Source organism: Nostoc sp. (assembly GCF_036919575.1).
Lineage (GTDB): Bacteria > Cyanobacteriota > Cyanobacteriia > Cyanobacteriales > Nostocaceae > Nostoc.
In genome coordinates this window covers 1-16,459 of record NZ_JBALBY010000124.1, presented here as the reverse complement: position 1 = coordinate 16,459, position 16,459 = coordinate 1, and the positions used below count along the sequence as shown (strand labels likewise).

Here is a 16,459-nt window from a genome sequence, read left to right as displayed (position 1 = left end):
GGTTAATGTTTTACGTATTTTCCCAGCAAGCTACTAAAATGTCAACATCTATTGTAATAAAAATAGCTTCGAGCTATGGAATAATTACAGGGAATTGAGTTACCCGCACGTACTTAAAAGCTTCTAACCGGGGAACATCTCAGTGAAAGCAAATACACTACACCATAGGAGAAAGAAGATTCCTGCTCCCTCTCCTTAATAAGGAGAGGGCTGGGGTGAGGTTTAGGCTTTCTACGAAAGTGAGATGCTCCCTCAAACCGTGGGTTAGTTAATAATATGACCTCAACAATTATGATTAGTTCATGAATTCAAACGCTTCTTAATTACGAATTAGTATTATTTCCCCAACCATAGTTGCTGCAACGACTGAAAAATCTTTACAAATCTTTCTTCTAGCCAGAGCATAATATAATCAAGCCATTCCAGAAGTTGCTCTAAGGGGTGCTTCTCATAGCCTGTTGAAGTTGCTTTGGTTTCTATCCAATCTGGTTGTGCCTCAACTTGACTGCTTTGGTGAAATTGCTCTTGCAAAATTTCCCCTTTACCACTCTCGCTTTTAGTTTGGGAAATGCGGGCTTGAGTTTGTTTTGTAGAGGCGACTTTTCCAGATGTTTTTTGACTTGAGGTGAGATTACTAGTTGGTTGTTTCCTTCCTACCAAACCAGAACCCACTTTAGGTTGTTTAACACTCAAATTCTTTTGTGGAAAATACCCTACTGATAAACTTGGGGTTAAAGCCGGATTTTTATTTTGAGAAAATGTAACTGGCTTATCAACAACTGTTTCGGTGTCACCAAATAAATCACCCCACGTTAGCCAAGGATCATCTTTTAAATCCTGGTTTTCCAACTGAGGGCTTTTAGATAAAGCTTTTCTAAGACGTGATGATAATAGTTTACCTGGCGATCGCTCATGACTGGTTGTTGGCTCAAGTGTTTTTCTACTACCAACACCAAAAAAGTAATTAAGTGCCGCTTCAATCAAAGCCTGAAGATTCAGTTTATGAGTTTCCAAAGAATCAGCAGTGGTTGCAATTTCTCCCCCAGTAGCTAATTGCTCTTTGCCATAAAGAAATATATTTAACTGAGTTTGGGCAACTTGGACAATTTCCTGGCTACGTTCTTGCACAGGCACTAAAGCATTTAATTCCAACTTAGCAACGGCTGTATCTAAAAATACTAATAATCTATCTGTATTAAACGCGATGTGCGATTTATTCTCCAAACCTCTCCCCCATAGTGAGAGAGGCTTTGATTCTTGCTCCCCAACCCTTGTAGGTAAGGGGTCGGGGGTTACATTTGAGATAAAGTTGCACCCGGCATTATTAAGTAAATCTTTTGGTATCCCCTCGGCTAAAACTGGAATTTGGGCTGTATTTCCGTCAGTGAGTTTTGCTAATAAACGGTCAATTTGTGGTAATAAATCTGTTTCTTTTTTAGCTATAATCAACCGCCAAGACTGCCAGTACTTAGCAACTTCGTTAATAATCCGGTCTTCTAATTTTGCCTGTTGCTGAGGTGTCAAAATATCTAGAATTTCATTATCGGTAGTAACAAGTACTAAATTCCGATTCATTAAATTTGTAGCAATTCCCCGCACTATTGGAAGATGCTGCTTGAGAGCATTCTCTAACTGTGAAGGTTTGAGACTTCCGGCTTTTAAATTCTCTGTAATATTTGATGATTGAGTAAGATTAGCATTATTATCAACGAATTTCAACCGAAAAACTCCCACCAAAGCCAAGGGATTGAAAAGTTCAGATGTTTTTGCAGGAGTAGAGGCGAGTTCATCAGATGATAGATAATGGACTGCCTCTAGTGCTTGTTGAATCGGACTATCAACATTTGGGAGAGTTTCAGGCTGAAAATCGGTATCATTTGGTTGTAACTTTAGTCTAGTTTGTGGTTCTTTAGTCTGTAGCGTTTTCCCAGACGATTCCGATGACTGAAACAGTAGATACACTGGGTAAAGTAGTACCTCCACACCCCACTTAGTGGCAACTTGCAAATGCCGGAAGGTGTGTTCCCACTGTTCTGTCACCCGCCGAGATTGCTGATGGACAAAGTTAAATAGTCTACTTTGATAACGACCAGAGGAACCAGAAGACATAGTAGTAATTTTTTAGTTCAAGTCTTGTTGAGTTGTGAGACTACAGCCAAACAATAAAAACCACTAAGTAAATTGGCGCAAAAAAAACCAAGTATGTTACGAAACGTAAATAGGCTTAAAGCCCTTACTAATGACCAATGACAAAGGACAAATGACAGCCTTCACCAGTTAGATTTAATTGCGCCGACCTACTTAACTGTTAATTATCGTAAGTGACCTTATCTTAGCGAAAATATGACCCCGACTGTCTCTCAATCCCAGACTAAATTCATCTCACAAGTTATTGAGCAACTGCGCTCATTTTGTCAAGTTAATCTTCAGTCTACTTGGCTATACCAGGAATCTGACCTGATTATTACAGATGTTGTAGCTGCTGATTTGTCTGATTGGCAACCTGTCCAGTTGAATGCTAAAGAACATATTGCTTGGATGGGCGGGAAAAAAGTGCTATGGCTAGTACAAAGGTTGGTGGTTCCCCAAGATTTACAAGGTTATCCCTTAGCTGGGTTATCTTTGCGGCTGGCGCTGGTTTGGTGGGCAGATTCTGCTGAGATTTATGTAAATGGGGAGTTAGTGCTGGAGGGGGATTTATTTGATTGTTCGCCGAGAGTGCTTCTCAGTCGAGGGGTGACGCCAGGGGAAGAGTTGACTGTGGCTTTGCGGTTAGTCAGTCCGGGACATTGTGACGGTGCCTTAGTGCGATCGCTCCTAGTTTATGAGTCTACTATTGATAATAATCCCGATCCGGGCTTTGTGGCTGATGAGTTAGCTGTGGTGCAGCTTTATTTGGAAAAATTTACACCGGAGAAGTTGGATGTTTTGGCGGCGATGGTGAGGGAGATGACGAACCGCAGAGGCGCAGAGGACGCAAAGGAAGAGAAGGGAGAGTTGGTAAAGTCGTTTTTGTCTCTACGCCAAAACCTAATTCAATCCGACATCTTAGCCCCCCTTTTGAAGGGGGGTTGGGGGGATCTAAAATCCAAAATTTTCTTGTTGGGTCATGCTCACTTAGATTTAGCATGGCTATGGCCTGTGAGTGAAACTTGGAATGCGGCACAAAATACTTTTGAGTCGGTTCTGAAGTTGCAAGAAGATTTTCCTGAGTTAATTTTCTGTCATTCAACTCCCGCACTTTATGCTTGGATTGAAGAACATCGCCCGGATTTGTTTGGGGCGATTCAAGCACAGGTAGCCAGTGGACGTTGGGAAGTTGTCGGCGGAATGTGGGTAGAACCGGAACTCAACTTGATTGCTGGTGAATCCATAGTCCGTCAGCTATTGTATGGTCAACGCTACATCCAGGAGAAATTTGGCAAGCTTTCAACCGTGGTGTGGGTTCCAGATTCTTTTGGTTTCTGTGCAACCTTACCGCAGTTTTTCGCTAATGCCGGAATTGAGTATTTTGTCACCCAGAAGTTACGGTGGAATGATACTACTAAATTTGATTATGGGGCTTTTTGGTGGCGATCGCCTGACGGCAGTCAAGTCTTTAGTTTGATGTCTGCACCCATCGGTGAAAGCATCGACCCAGTTAAAATGGCATCCTACGCTCTGGAATGGCAAACCCAAACTGGTTTATCAGAATCCCTCTGGCTTCCCGGTGTCGGCGACCACGGCGGCGGACCCACCCGTGATATGTTAGAAACCGCCCAACGCTGGCAAAAGTCACCTTTCTTCCCAGACTTAGAATTTACGACGGCTGAAAAGTATTTACAGCAAATTCAATCAGGAGTCAGAAGTCAGAAGTCAGAAGTCAGAAGTCAGAAGTCAGGAGTCAGAAGTCAGAAGTCAGGAGTCAGAAGTCAGAAGTCAGAAGTCAGAAGTTATTATTCTCCCTCATCTCCCTCATCTCCCTCATCCCCCTCATCTCCCTCATCCCCCTCATCTCCCTCATCCCCCTCATCCCCCTCATTCCCCATCTGGAATGACGAACTATACTTAGAATTCCATCGCGGTTGCTACACTACCCACGCAGATCAAAAACGCTGGAATCGTCGTTGTGAAAATTTATTATATCAAGCTGAACTATTTGCTACCTTGGCAACCATAAGCTGTGGTGTAACATATCCCAAAGCAGAAATTGAAGCAGCTTGGAAACTGGTGTTATTTCAACAGTTTCACGATATTTTACCTGGTACTTCAATTACCCAAGTTTATCTGGATGCGTTGCCCCAGTGGCAGCAAGTGGAACAAGTAGGAACAAAGATATTACAGTCATCACTTTTAGCGATCGCATCTCACACTACTCTATCAGAACCACCAAAATCCGATAGTTTGCCTATTTTCGTTTTCAATTCTCTCAATTGGCAACGTTCAGAGGTAGTCTCTGTAGCCTTACCCACGCCAGAGGAATGGCAGATTTACGATACTTCTGGAAAGCAGCTTATCTCCCAACTATCTCAACCATCAACGCTACTATTTCTCGCCACCGAAATTCCACCCGTAGGCTACCGCATATTTTGGCTTTCCCCCTCATCCCCCTCATCTCCCTCATCTCCCCCATCTCCCCCACCCCTCCCAGACTGGATTTTAGAAAATGAATTCCTGCGAGTTGTTATAGATCCTGATACTGGAGATTTATCAAGTGTTTTTGACAAAACTTATCAACGAGAAGTTTTAAGTGGGGCGGGGAATCAACTACAAGCTTTTAAAGATAGTGGTCAATATTGGGATGCTTGGAATATAGACCCCAATTACGCTCAACATCCCTTACCCGCAACAAATCTTCAATCTATTCAGTGGCTAGAACAAGGTTTAGTACAAAGTCGTGTGCGCGTGGTGCGTCAGTTGGGTGAATCGGAATTTTCGCAAGACTATATTTTGCAAGCTGGTTCACCTCTGCTGAACATAGCTACTACCGTTAATTGGCAAGAAAATCATGTATTGGTGAAAGCTGCTTTTCCTCTGAATGTCGAAGCAGACTTTGCTACCTATGAAATTCCCTGTGGCGCGATTCGCCGCCCAACTAAATCACAAACCCCCGCAGAACAAGCAAAATGGGAAGTTCCCGCTTTGCGTTGGGCTGATTTGACAGCAGAAGACACAATCCAAAATCCAAAATCTAAAATCGTTCGACTGAGCGTTCGCGTAGCGTCTCGGAGAGAAGTCGAAGTCCAAAATTATTATGGTGTCAGTTTACTGAATGATTGTAAATACGGTTACGACAGCAAACCAAATCAACTCCGCTTGACACTGTTACGAAGTCCTAATTGGCCAGACTCAGAGGCTGACAGAGGTTTTCACGAGTTTACATATACCTTATATCCTCATGCTGGTAGCTGGGAATCAGCCCATACAGTACGGCGTGGCTATGAATTGAATATACCGTTACAAGTGATATTGAATCCACTCAGCACTGACAACGGGCTAAACCTTAGCTATCCGCTAACACAACGGGCTAAACAACAGCTATCCGCTAACAGCACTATTGAAGGGGTGAGGTTTCTAGATTTATCAGCTGAAAATTTAATTTTGATGGCCTTGAAGCCATCTGAGGATGACCCACAGCAGTTAATTCTGCGGTGTTATGAATGTCACGGAGAAACAGCCGAGTTATCTTTGCAAAGTGATTTAGGGTTGAATCTAGGAGATACAGTAGATTTGTTAGAGCGTTCCTCTACCACTGAATTCTCATCTGGGCAACAAATCTTGACAATACAGCCTTGGAAAATCGCCAGTTTCAACGTGATACCAGGGATTAATCCCAGGCTGAAATGAGTCACTATTGCTCTGTCAGTGGTCAGTTGTGGTTTTCCACAGACCACTGACAAATGACAAATGACAAATGACAAATGACCCGTTTAATCTTCGTGGTCATCAAACGGATCGTTCAATTGCTTGCTAGGAGGGCCAAAAGAGGTATAAATCGACAGTCCAGTGATGGCAACCACCACGACAGCCACAGAAATGCTAAGAACTATTGCGGGTTCCATAATTGAGAGATAGATGATGAGTGCTATTCTTATAGAATATTACAGAAGATTAAAAAAAGCTTTGGTAAGTAATATTGGGTGAACTATGGCACAAAGAACTTGGTTGGGAGATATCCTGAAACCACTGAACTCTGAGTATGGGAAAGTGGCTCCAGGTTGGGGCACTACCCCTGTGATGGCTGTTTTTATTTTGCTATTTTTCGTGTTTCTGCTGATTATTCTGCAACTTTACAATAAATCACTGTTGATTCAGGATGTATTTGTCGATTGGCGGAGTTTAGGACGCTAACGGATAGACAGCTATCAAGTTTGGATCACAAGTTAAGTTACACCCGGTTTCTCCGGGTTTTTTTGTTAATGGTCAGTGCAGACTAACTATTGAGTAGACTACATAATATGTGAGTTTCTGTAGTGGTTCTATAGTTTAGAGGAGACAAAAAATGAATATATTTGGTATCGGTCTGCCGGAAATGGCTGTAATTATGGTAGTGGCGCTGTTAGTCTTTGGCCCAAAGAAGCTGCCAGAAATTGGTCGGAGTGTGGGCAAAACAATTCGTAGTTTCCAAGAAGCTTCCAAGGAGTTTCAAAACGAGTTTCAAAAAGAAGCAGAACAGTTAGAAGAAGTTGTAAAGACTACTGCGGAATTGGAACCTAAGCAAATCCACCCTGCTAAATCTGAGCAGGATACCGCTAGTTCTTCCCAACCTAGTTAGGAAAGTGTTGCATATCAATTGACTGTAGGCAAAATGACAGAAGCTGTTACGCAACCAGCTTTGGTAATTCCCCAACTAATTGTCGGATTGGGGAATCCAGAAGCTAAGTACGACCAAACACGCCATAATATCGGCTTTGCTGCTGTAGAAACTCTCTCCCGTTCTTGGCGCATTCCCTTAGCAGAAAATCGCAAGTTTCAGGGTGAGTATGGTGAGGGTATGGTCCCAGGTGGAGGTAAGATTCGCTTGTTGAAGCCGTTGACTTATATGAATCGCTCAGGACAGTCAATACAAGCGGTGACAAGTTGGTATAAATTGCCGCCTGAATCAGTGTTAGTAATTTATGACGATATGGATTTACCCTTGGGAAAAACTCGTCTGCGCTTATCTGGTTCGGCTGGGGGACATAACGGGATGAAAAGTGCGATCGCACATCTTAGTACCCAAAACTTTCCCCGTTTGCGAATCGGTATTGGTAAACCCAAAGGTGCAGCTAATAACGATGATTCCGATGCTATCTCCCATGTGCTGGGGCGATTTTCTGCTGCCGAAAATCAGCTGATGTCTCTTGTACTTCAGTTCGTGGTTGAGTGTGTTGAACTAAGCCTTAAGCAGGGAGTAGAAAAGGCGATGAATGTTTGTAATAGCCGCACCATTAATAATTCTGAGTCTTAGGGTTGGATGAATACTGCCCTATCAGGTAGAAGAAAGGAAGCTAACCGATGTTTAAAAGCGCTTATTTTGGTTGATGGGTAGCAATTTTAGCTTGCTCTATCCAACCAAGATAAAGCCCTTTTGGTGGCTGAAACCAATTTTAATTCGATTATAGTGGAGTTTTTTAAAGCGTTATAAATTTTACAGAAAATAAAATAAATCTAAGTGAAGATACTGAATACAAATCCCGGCTGTCGGAAGATGTCAGTACAAGTAACCTTGATTACATAAAGTAGTCCTTGCCAGCCTTTTATCAAGGTGCTTTAATAGCGATGTCTGACGACAAGAAGCAGAGCTTCTACGCATTCCACAAAACAGTCCTACTTATAGAATATGTACAATACGGGCAGCGACTCGACATCAGACATCGCTGCTGGTGTTCATAAAATTACAGACTCAAAGATATGACAAGCTAGTAGCATATCCTTGACACTAAATTCTCCCCAAAGCTGAATAGGAGTATACATGGAGCCAATCATTTTTATAGTTTTAGTGCTTATAGGTTATGCCTTAGGTTCTGCAAAACTGATTAATCAAGGTAATGAAGCCCTAGTCGAACGCTTGGGGCGGTATCATCGGAAGCTTAAGCCAGGGCTGAACTTTATTGTTCCCTTGGTAGATCAGGTTGTGATGGAAGATACTACACGAGAGCAAATTTTAGACATCAAACCTCAGGATGTGATCACCCAAGATAATATTTCCGTGGAAGTTGACGCTGTTATGTACTGGCGCATCAAAGATATTGAGAAAAGCTTTTATGCTATTGAGGATCTGCAAGGGGCACTGACACAGGTGACTACAACGACGCTCCGGGAAATCATTGCCCAGAACACCCTAGAGCAGACCAATGTCTCTAGAATGGAGATGCACTCAGCTCTGTTATTCGAGTTGAATAGTATAACCACAGATTGGGGAGTTGATATTCTCCGGTTAGACCTTCAGAGAATTACTCTACCTGAGAGTGTACGAAAGTCGAGGGAAGAGGAGCAAGCCGCTGTAATCAAAAAACGGGCGCTGATTACCGAAGCAGAAGGGGAAAAGGAAGCTGCCATTAAAAAAGCAGAAGGAACTATGGCTTCAGTGCAAATCATTTCTCAAGCTCTACGTTCCAATCCTGACAGTAGGGACATTCTGCGGTATCTTGTAGCTCAAGATTACGTAGATGCCAGCCAAAAACTTGGTGAGAGCAATAACGCCAAAATTGTCTTTGTAGACCCAGCCAACTCAACTGAAATGTTTCAGGAATTGATAGCCGAGTCGATAATTACAGAAGGTCACGGCAAAAAATCCGAAAACGGCAATACTTAAGAATCAAACAATTTTGGATTTTGGATTTTGGATTTTAGATTTTGGATGGTCACTGAGCCATGCCGAAGTGTTGACCCCATTAAATCTTGAATCTGCTTGCTCTGTAAAATCAAGGAATTATTCGTTATGCTGCGCTGCTTGTCTCAATATTGCATCAGCTACTAATGACACATCGCGCATTTCTTGAACATCGTGAACTCGGAGGATATCAGCGCCATTAAAAATAGCAGCACAACAAGCTGCTGCCGTTCCCCAAACTCGTGCTTTGGGATCTGGTTGATTTAAAATGCGACCAATGAAACTTTTACGAGATGCTCCTACCAAGATAGGACAGTTGAGTGTTGTGAGCGATCGCAAGCCGCGAAAAATTTCTAAATTTTGCTCATAGTTCTTAGCAAAGCCAATACCAGGATCAATAATAATTTTATCCAGGTCAATGCCCGCAGTAGTTGCTAGCTCAATTTGCCCAGCCAAAAAACGATAAATCTCTTTGAGCAAATCTTGATAATCAGTCTGTTGCTGCATTGTCTGTGGGGTTCCCCGGATGTGCATTAAAATCATCGGTACATTTAACTCTGCCACTGTTGGCAACATTTCTGAGTCAAAAGTGCCGCCAGAAATATCATTAATAATATCCGCTCCAGCTTCTACAGATGCCATTGCTACAGCAGCACGGGTAGTATCTACAGAAATCGGGACTGAAATTTCTGGTCTTATTACTTGTAACACCGATACTACTCGATTGAGTTCCTCTGCCAGAGTTATTTGCTTTGCCCCTGGTCGAGTTGATTGACCGCCCACATCGATCATGTCAGCACCAGCAGCGACCAGTGCTTGCGCCTGTACTAAAGCGGCAGAGGTAGTGTTAAACTCACCCCCATCACTAAAGCTATCAGGCGTCACATTCAAAATACCCATTAAATAAGTTCGCTGTCCCCACTGAAAACAGCGTCCTCGAATTATCAAATTCCTTGGCATAAATCTAGATTAGGCATTCCCATGCAGAGCATGGGAACGAGAACAAGGCACATTACACTGACTGAAAATTCACAATCCGAGCGAAACTCTCAGCTTCTAAACTTGCTCCTCCCACTAAAACACCATCAATTTCTGGTTGAGCCATGATCTCATCGATATTATTCGGCTTAACTGAGCCGCCATATTGAATTGATACATTTGGATTAGTCAACTGGCTACGAATTAAGCCAATTATTCGATTTGCTTCCGTCACTTCACAAGTATCACCGGTGCCAATTGCCCAAATTGGTTCATAGGCAATCACCAAATTATTCTGATCAATATCTACCAAGCCTTTATCGAGTTGGAGACTAATCTGTGATTCAGTTTCTCCCGCATTTCGTTGTTGTTTAGTTTCGCCAACACAGAGAATTGGGGTCAAACCAAACCTTTGAGCAGTTCGGAGGCGCAGATTAACAGTGGCGTCCGTTTCACCAAAGTATTGCCGTCGTTCGCTATGACCGACAATCACAAAGCGCACACCACTTTCTGTCAGCATTGGGGCAGAAATCTCACCCGTGTAGGCTCCAAATTCTTCCCAGTGGACATTTTGCGCCCCCAGTTGGATGAGGCTACCGTGCAAACTCTTGGACAAAAGGCTTAAATCAGTGAACGGAGGGCACAATATCACTTCTCGCCCTTCGGGGGTTTCCTCTAACTGGGGCAGAAATCCTTGTAAAAACTCCTGGGTCTCTGCCTGGGTTTTGTACATTTTCCAGTTGCCGGCAATAACGATTTTCCGCACAGGTAATTTAGTCAAGATCCTAACGCGTTATTTAGATGCATTTTTCAGTTTATGACTTTTTGTTAGCCATTAGTCTACTAATTGGGCATTGGGAATACTTATCCCCCTTGTCTGGTTTGTCTGCCTCATCTCGCCAAACCACTCCTAAAAATAACTAGGATAGTGAATGGGGCGTATTTCAAATTTAAAATCTAAAATTTAAAATCTAAAATCTAAAATTAATATGACTTCGACATTGCCCGTGCCTGAACCCGATCAAAGCGATTCCGCTAACACTGATGCAAATTCTCTCACATGGGAGGAAGAACTGGATAGTGCCATTTTCAGTTTTGAAGACATTCAAACAGAACTGAACTATAAACAAGCGCAAACGGCGCTGCGAAACTTGGTAGCCAATCTCGACCTCACCCCCCAAGAAAAAACCGGATTGGAGGCGGAAATTGCTGACTTGGAAACCATGCTGGGGAAGTTAGACCGCATGGTGGTACAGATTGCAGCTTTTGGCATGGTGGGACGTGGGAAATCTTCTCTACTCAATGCTTTGGTTGGGCAAACAGTATTTGAAACAGGACCCCTACATGGTGTCACTCGTGCTGCACAAACAGTTAATTGGAGTATTAGTGAGGAAGCGATTGGGGAAACTGAACGGGCTTTGCGAGTCACTCTCCCTGGTGTAGGTCAATCGCAGGTGGAATTAATTGATACTCCTGGGTTGGACGAAGTAGATGGTGCAACCCGTGCCGTATTAGCTGAACAGATTGCAAAACAAGCCGATTTGATTCTATTTGTGATATCTGGCGACATGACAAAGCTAGAATACATGGCTCTTTCTCAGCTGCGGGAAGCAGGTAAACCGATCATTCTGGTGTTTAACAAAGTAGACCAGTATCCAGAAGCAGACCAGATGGCAATTTATCACAAAATCCGGGATGAAAGGGTGCGGGAATTACTCACACCTCTAGAAATTGTCATGACTGCGGCATCACCATTGGTGAAGACGGCGGTTCGTCGCCCTGATGGTACTAGGGGCATACAGTTGCGTACAGGGAATGCGAAAGTCGAAGAACTGAAGCTGAAAATTTTGGAGATTCTACACCGTGAGGGTAAAGCTTTGGTTGCTCTTAATACTATGCTTTATGCCGATATTGTAAATGAGCAATTGGTTGAGCGAAAAGTGATGATTCGGGAACAGAATGCCAATCAGTTGATTTGGAAGGCTGTGATGACTAAGGCATTAGCGATCGCACTCAATCCCCTAACTGTGGTAGATATTCTCAGTAGTGTGGTGATTGATATTGCTCTGATTTTGGGTTTATCTAAACTCTATGGCTTCTCCATGACCGAAGCCGGGGCTGTACAATTGCTACAAAAAATCGCCCTGAGTATGGGCGGCATCGGTGCGAGTGAACTATTGGCAAATTTGGGCTTGAGTGGATTAAAAACTTTACTTGGGATCTCTGCAACAGCTACGGGTGGCATTGCGCTAGGCCCTTACATATCGGTGGCAATCACGCAAGCGGGAGTAGCTGGTGTTTCTTCTTACGGGATTGGACAAGTTACCAAAGTTTATTTAGCCAATGGCGCGACTTGGGGACCTGATGGGCCGAAAGCAGTGATTAATCGGATTTTGGCAAACCTGGATGAGGCTTCAATTCTCAACCGGATTAAAGATGAATTACTCCACAAAGTAAAACTCAAAAAGTGATGCATAGTGCAATTAATACGTTTCGGTTAGCCATGTTCATAGAAGACCCCCAAGCCCCACGCCACTTGCTTCTCGTGTTGAGATAGGCTGCGTGCAAGCTTGCTTTAACTAATTCTTAATTACGAATTACGTTCGCGTAGCGTGCCGGAGGCTCTATTACGAATTATGAATTATTTTGTATTTTGCTCAAGCCAAGCAACTAAATCAGATACATTTGAAAAATCTAAAAATTCTTCTCCTAATTGTTCCAATTGTTCAGTCGATAAGACTCGAATTCTGTCAACTATTGATGAATCGATTTCTGCAAATCGCCGATTTAACTGACGATTTAAGAAGCGAAAAGCTTCTTTTTGTTCTCCCCTTTGTTCTCCCCTTTGTTCTCCCTTCAGTAAAATATCCTGATAAATCACTGATTCTTGCATAATCTCTTCCCGCAATAATTGATGAATAAAATCTTTCTCGAACTTTAACCCGGCTAAAATCTCGGTGTAAGCAGCAGTATTTTGTCTTGTCTCAATATCTGGAATTTTAGCAATTTCCTCGGCAACCTGCGATAATAACGCCTGGGCTGAATCTGTTCGAGTTAGCGGCGCTAAAGGTAATAACGCCAGATTGCCAAGAAATAATGCCGAATCTTGTTCCCACATTCGTATAACTCGATAACGGTGGGTTGTGACTTCGCTGACATATTCTTCGGTAAAAGCAATTTCGTTACTTGTCTCTTGCAAAAAAATCACTACCTGGGTAACAGGAACTTGATATTTCCGTGTCAGTCGGACGTAGTAATCTAGCATCCGCAGAGAAATTGGTTGTTGGGATTGAATTGTGGTTTGAAATTCCAGGTGTAAAATCCGATTTTCTGTTTGCAGAAATATCACGGAATCAGCACGTATCGGTTCGATGCTTAATTCGGTTCTTAAGATTTTAATTGTTTGCGGTTCTTGATTTAATAACCAACGAATAAAATCACGGGGATATTTTTCTGCGAGTATTTTACAAAGGTTATCATATTCTGCCATCTATAAAGATTGCACCTGATTTTATTGATTATTTTAGAGGCGAGAAGAGAAGTTCTGATGGTCACAAGCTAACCTTCAGACTTCTCTGGAGCGTTAAAAAATACTACGATTCTACACAAAACTATACTCAGTGCGATCGCTCCCATTGATCAAAATAGGATTTCAGAGCGCAGAACCATCAAACGCACTCTTGTAAGCATCAGCAGTTTCTATCCCAAAACCTCCAGCTTGGATATGACGAACTAGCGATTGAATGATCGGTATAGCAATACCAATACCAAATAAAGAATTGAAGCCTGCAACAACCACTGGTGCCGACAAAATCACTGCAAATTCTGGAAATAAAGCTAACACAGCCACCAATACTAAAAAAACAATTGGTGTAGCAATACCTGCTGTCTTTGCTGCTTCAAAAATTAGATTTTTAAACTCTTCAACAGTAATGTCGCCCCGATAAAGATCCAAAGAGTAGGAAATCGCTGTTACTATAACCTGGGTGAGAATAGCTGTTCCCGTTGCACTAATGCCAAGTTTAGCGATTGTTCCAGAATTGCTGACAATAGAATCTACCGCATTATAAACCCGAATATAGAACTGCTCGCCAACGGTCATTACTTTGGCACCTCGACGGAGATTGTCAACCCCTACTTCCCAAAGGATATTATCAGCAGCATTCGATCCACCTTTGGAACGTGGATTGATGTGGCTACCGTGCTTATCCCGAAGAAATTGACGAATTGTATATTCTTTGGCTTCAAGCTTTGATGTGCCAGGAATTTTCTCAAAAAGCTTCATGACATCCGCATCAGAACGATGTAAGTCTCCCACCCGAACACCAGCACGATATCTCAGCCTATTTGCAATCTTTGGCATCTCTAGGGCTAATTCGGCAGCTGTCTTTGGTAAATTTTGCAAAGCATCAGCCATAACCATACTGGATGTAGCAACTCCAACAGCAGTTTCTTCAAATGTTTTACTAACATTTTGAATAGTTTGAAAACCTGACTGTACTGCTATGGTTGACAAACTTTGTAAATTATTAACTGCATGGAAACTTGAATTAGTCATCTCGGTAGTAGTGTTCTTTATTCCATCAACTACCTCATCCATACCATTTACTACATTGTTGGCTACTTCTTGAGCTTTATCTTTAACCGTATCTGCAAAATTCTGTGCTTGGTTGATAAAATCCATGTTTTAGTAACCTTTTATTTCTGCTGTGGAGTGTATGCTCCAGTTTCTCTTTTTAAAACTGATAACCACCTCAGCATTAATAAGGAATTTACTGGCAAAATTGTTAAAGAGATAGTAATTAATTTATATCGTTTGTGTATGTTACTTTCAAAAACTGAACTATCCGACTAGTTTGACCAGTAATTTTGGATTAAAAGAATTATTACCAAAGTTAAAAATTTATGAGGGTTGCTCCTTTCTATGATCCTACTCTGCTACCAGATAGAACTTTCCTTGATGCGATGTCTACGATGGTCACTGAGCTTGCCGTTGGCGCAGCCTCTCGTAGAGAAGTGCGGGCTACGCCTACGCAGTTATAGCGGTTCTCCGACTTTGTGAGGTACAAGAACCCCACCCCCAACCCCCTCCCCGCTCTTCGAGAGGGGGCTATGATGTACGTTATGTGATTAGGAAACGCTATAACGGCACTAAAAATACCCTGTAAGATCCAATACCTTTGCCAAAATAAGAGCCTACAAAAATTTTGGCAAAAATGGCAAAAAGACTGATACATGGGCGTTTAGCTGACAAAGTAGGTTGGAGGCTCAAACCCTTTACCATTCAGGTGATACGTAAAAAAAGCTTGCGGGAAACCTTGAAGGAATTTTTAGGACTTATTGTTTTTGCCGAATCCAAGAGACAAGAGAGTTAATATATCAACTCACCCTCGTAAATTGGCGAAGGTATTGTTAATCCAAATAGTAATTATTCTTCATTACGACCCACAGTTATCATTTCTAACACTCCCATCTGGCATGATAGTGTTGCAGAAGATAACGCCTTTCATGCTTCGTTCACTAAGGCACTCGGCTCCCATAAAGTTGACATTAGTGAGGTTGACATTATAGAAGTAGGTTTCACCAAGAAAAGCGCCACTGAGGTTAGTTCCAGTCAGGTCAGCATCCTTGAATCCAGCTTGCAACAAATCAGCACCACTCAAATTAGCGCCAATCATGATAACTTTATGCAGGGCAACTTGACCCATGCGGACACCACTCAAATCAGTCCCACTGAGATTGGCTCCACTAAGGTCAACATCATCCAAAACAGAATTTCTGAATTTAGCTCCAGTAAGATTGGCTTCGCACAGTTCAGCCCCTTGCAAATCACACCCTTCCAAGTTGGCATTACTCAGATCAGCTCCGGTAAAATCGAACCCCATCAAACCAATATCTCTCAGGTAAACTCCTCTCAAATCAACCCCAGAAAAGTCAGTTTCCCCATCCTCAAATTGACGGAAAAATTCTTCTATACCCATAACTTAGCTTCCACATCAATCAACAACATATATGAACCTATCCCACTATTGTAAAAATCCCTACTTCTTTTCGTAAAATGTGCTTGAAAACCTTAATTTTTCGTTTTCCGTTCTCAATAAGCTTAAGCTTTGTAGCACAAATATTATTAGTGGGATAGGTTCTATATAAAGATAACCCACTCAACCTGTGGCAATCGCTCTTCGACCCCAGCTTTAACATCGCCCTACAAATCGCCGACCTCCCCACCGGACAACTAGCCGAAGCCCAAATCACCTCTTTCGACTCCTTCGGTCGCCCCAACGGTGGCACCATCCTCATCGACGACGCCAACGGCGTAGGCTGGTTCATGGACCCCACCCCCCTTGACAACAGCGAATTTGTCCAAACCCTCACCGACACAGCATTCCGCGCCACCACAGGCGACGCATTCGGCAAATACGACCTCCTCACCACCATCCTCCACGAAACCGTTTATTAATTTAATTTTTTCAAGTTATAAAAATATTCTGGATACTGGATTGCGGGACTCTGAACTCGGAACTTCAACCTCAGAACTCGGAACTTCGACCTCTGAACTCGGAACTTCAAGCTCTGAACTCGGAACTTCAAGCTCTGAACTCGGAACTTCGACCTCTGAACTCGGAACTTCGACCTCTGAACTCGGAACTTCGACCTCTGAACTCGGAACTTCGACCTCTGAACTCG

17 protein-coding genes are annotated in these 16,459 nt (G+C 42.7%); 9 read left to right on the top strand and 8 right to left on the bottom strand.

What is annotated here, in order from left to right; translation table 11 throughout:
* Positions 1-336: 336 nt before the first annotated feature.
* Complete coding sequence (locus tag V7K27_RS32855; protein ID WP_334952864.1) at positions 337-2,109, bottom strand: hypothetical protein; 1,773 nt, start codon at positions 2,107-2,109, stop codon at positions 337-339.
* A 234-nt stretch (positions 2,110-2,343) separates the two neighbouring features.
* Between V7K27_RS32855 and V7K27_RS32850 the strand changes: the two genes are divergently transcribed.
* On the top strand, positions 2,344-5,826 hold the full coding sequence (locus V7K27_RS32850) for an alpha-mannosidase (protein WP_334952862.1): 3,483 nt from the start codon (positions 2,344-2,346) through the stop codon (positions 5,824-5,826).
* 83 nt (positions 5,827-5,909) lie between these two features.
* Here the strand turns inward: V7K27_RS32850 and psbN are convergent, their stop codons facing one another.
* Positions 5,910-6,041, bottom strand: a complete 132-nt coding sequence (gene psbN, locus V7K27_RS32845; protein ID WP_196525836.1) for a photosystem II reaction center protein PsbN — start codon at positions 6,039-6,041, stop codon at positions 5,910-5,912.
* Positions 6,042-6,126: 85 nt separating this feature from the next.
* Here psbN and psbH point away from each other — a divergent pair, with 85 nt between their 5' ends.
* The 4 genes from psbH to V7K27_RS32825 all read left to right on the top strand — a co-directional run bounded on the left by psbH (position 6,127) and on the right by V7K27_RS32825 (position 8,776).
* Positions 6,127-6,330, top strand: coding sequence for a photosystem II reaction center phosphoprotein PsbH (gene psbH / locus V7K27_RS32840; RefSeq protein WP_292760391.1), 204 nt, complete (start codon positions 6,127-6,129; stop codon positions 6,328-6,330).
* A 151-nt stretch (positions 6,331-6,481) separates the two neighbouring features.
* Positions 6,482-6,754, top strand: a complete 273-nt coding sequence (locus tag V7K27_RS32835) for a TatA/E family twin arginine-targeting protein translocase (protein WP_334952860.1) — start codon at positions 6,482-6,484, stop codon at positions 6,752-6,754.
* A 33-nt stretch (positions 6,755-6,787) separates the two neighbouring features.
* On the top strand, positions 6,788-7,429 hold the full coding sequence (gene pth, locus V7K27_RS32830; protein ID WP_334952859.1) for an aminoacyl-tRNA hydrolase: 642 nt from the start codon (positions 6,788-6,790) through the stop codon (positions 7,427-7,429).
* 504 nt (positions 7,430-7,933) lie between these two features.
* Entirely contained in the window at positions 7,934-8,776 is an 843-nt protein-coding gene (locus V7K27_RS32825; protein ID WP_334952857.1) for an SPFH domain-containing protein, read from the top strand.
* 117 nt (positions 8,777-8,893) lie between these two features.
* Here the strand turns inward: V7K27_RS32825 and folP are convergent, their stop codons facing one another.
* Positions 8,894-9,754, bottom strand: a complete 861-nt coding sequence (folP, locus tag V7K27_RS32820) for a dihydropteroate synthase (protein WP_334952856.1) — start codon at positions 9,752-9,754, stop codon at positions 8,894-8,896.
* 52 nt (positions 9,755-9,806) lie between these two features.
* Positions 9,807-10,538 (bottom strand): triose-phosphate isomerase, encoded by a 732-nt coding sequence (gene tpiA, locus V7K27_RS32815; protein WP_334953013.1) that lies wholly within the window; start codon positions 10,536-10,538, stop codon positions 9,807-9,809.
* 35 nt (positions 10,539-10,573) lie between these two features.
* Here tpiA and V7K27_RS32810 point away from each other — a divergent pair, with 35 nt between their 5' ends.
* Complete coding sequence (locus V7K27_RS32810) at positions 10,574-10,696, top strand: hypothetical protein (protein ID WP_334952854.1); 123 nt, start codon at positions 10,574-10,576, stop codon at positions 10,694-10,696.
* 65 nt (positions 10,697-10,761) lie between these two features.
* Positions 10,762-12,243 carry a GTP-binding protein gene (locus V7K27_RS32805; RefSeq protein WP_334952853.1) on the top strand — a complete coding sequence of 494 codons (1,482 nt, stop codon included), beginning with the start codon at positions 10,762-10,764 and terminating at the stop codon, positions 12,241-12,243.
* A gap of 170 nt (positions 12,244-12,413) precedes the next feature.
* Here the strand turns inward: V7K27_RS32805 and V7K27_RS32800 are convergent, their stop codons facing one another.
* Both V7K27_RS32800 and V7K27_RS32795 read right to left on the bottom strand, forming a co-directional pair.
* Positions 12,414-13,262, bottom strand: coding sequence for a DUF4351 domain-containing protein (locus V7K27_RS32800; protein ID WP_334952852.1), 849 nt, complete (start codon positions 13,260-13,262; stop codon positions 12,414-12,416).
* A gap of 162 nt (positions 13,263-13,424) precedes the next feature.
* The gene (locus tag V7K27_RS32795; RefSeq protein ID WP_334952851.1) at positions 13,425-14,456 is read right to left on the bottom strand and encodes an HNH endonuclease; all 1,032 of its coding nucleotides are present in this window, start codon (positions 14,454-14,456) and stop codon (positions 13,425-13,427) included.
* A gap of 221 nt (positions 14,457-14,677) precedes the next feature.
* Here V7K27_RS32795 and V7K27_RS32790 point away from each other — a divergent pair, with 221 nt between their 5' ends.
* Positions 14,678-14,815, top strand: coding sequence for a hypothetical protein (locus V7K27_RS32790; protein WP_334952850.1), 138 nt, complete (start codon positions 14,678-14,680; stop codon positions 14,813-14,815).
* A gap of 173 nt (positions 14,816-14,988) precedes the next feature.
* A complete protein-coding gene (locus V7K27_RS32785) occupies positions 14,989-15,147 on the top strand; it encodes a hypothetical protein (protein ID WP_334952849.1) in 159 nt (52 codons plus the stop codon).
* 63 nt (positions 15,148-15,210) lie between these two features.
* Here V7K27_RS32785 and V7K27_RS32780 read toward each other — a convergent pair whose 3' ends face one another.
* Together V7K27_RS32780 and V7K27_RS32775 are read right to left on the bottom strand one after the other, a co-directional pair.
* Positions 15,211-15,753 (bottom strand): pentapeptide repeat-containing protein, encoded by a 543-nt coding sequence (locus tag V7K27_RS32780; protein WP_334952848.1) that lies wholly within the window; start codon positions 15,751-15,753, stop codon positions 15,211-15,213.
* A 494-nt stretch (positions 15,754-16,247) separates the two neighbouring features.
* The coding region (locus V7K27_RS32775; protein ID WP_334952847.1) for a hypothetical protein at positions 16,248-16,459 on the bottom strand (212 nt) is incomplete at its 5' end.

Excerpts from the sequence above, each read along its gene's own strand:
- V7K27_RS32855 (WP_334952864.1), bottom strand. The coding sequence starts at position 2,109 with ATGTCTTCTGGTTCCTCTGGTCGTTATCAAAGTAGACTATTTAACTTT.
- V7K27_RS32850 (WP_334952862.1), top strand. The coding sequence starts at position 2,344 with ATGACCCCGACTGTCTCTCAATCCCAGACTAAATTCATCTCACAAGTT.
- psbN (WP_196525836.1), bottom strand. The coding sequence starts at position 6,041 with ATGGAACCCGCAATAGTTCTTAGCATTTCTGTGGCTGTCGTGGTGGTT.
- psbH (WP_292760391.1), top strand. The coding sequence starts at position 6,127 with ATGGCACAAAGAACTTGGTTGGGAGATATCCTGAAACCACTGAACTCT.
- V7K27_RS32835 (WP_334952860.1), top strand. The coding sequence starts at position 6,482 with ATGAATATATTTGGTATCGGTCTGCCGGAAATGGCTGTAATTATGGTA.
- pth (WP_334952859.1), top strand. The coding sequence starts at position 6,788 with ATGACAGAAGCTGTTACGCAACCAGCTTTGGTAATTCCCCAACTAATT.
- V7K27_RS32825 (WP_334952857.1), top strand. The coding sequence starts at position 7,934 with ATGGAGCCAATCATTTTTATAGTTTTAGTGCTTATAGGTTATGCCTTA.
- folP (WP_334952856.1), bottom strand. The coding sequence starts at position 9,754 with ATGCCAAGGAATTTGATAATTCGAGGACGCTGTTTTCAGTGGGGACAG.
- V7K27_RS32810 (WP_334952854.1), top strand. The coding sequence starts at position 10,574 with ATGCATTTTTCAGTTTATGACTTTTTGTTAGCCATTAGTCTACTAATT.
- V7K27_RS32805 (WP_334952853.1), top strand. The coding sequence starts at position 10,762 with ATGACTTCGACATTGCCCGTGCCTGAACCCGATCAAAGCGATTCCGCT.
- V7K27_RS32800 (WP_334952852.1), bottom strand. The coding sequence starts at position 13,262 with ATGGCAGAATATGATAACCTTTGTAAAATACTCGCAGAAAAATATCCC.
- V7K27_RS32795 (WP_334952851.1), bottom strand. The coding sequence starts at position 14,456 with ATGGATTTTATCAACCAAGCACAGAATTTTGCAGATACGGTTAAAGAT.
- V7K27_RS32790 (WP_334952850.1), top strand. The coding sequence starts at position 14,678 with ATGAGGGTTGCTCCTTTCTATGATCCTACTCTGCTACCAGATAGAACT.
- V7K27_RS32785 (WP_334952849.1), top strand. The coding sequence starts at position 14,989 with ATGGCAAAAAGACTGATACATGGGCGTTTAGCTGACAAAGTAGGTTGG.
- V7K27_RS32780 (WP_334952848.1), bottom strand. The coding sequence starts at position 15,753 with ATGGGTATAGAAGAATTTTTCCGTCAATTTGAGGATGGGGAAACTGAC.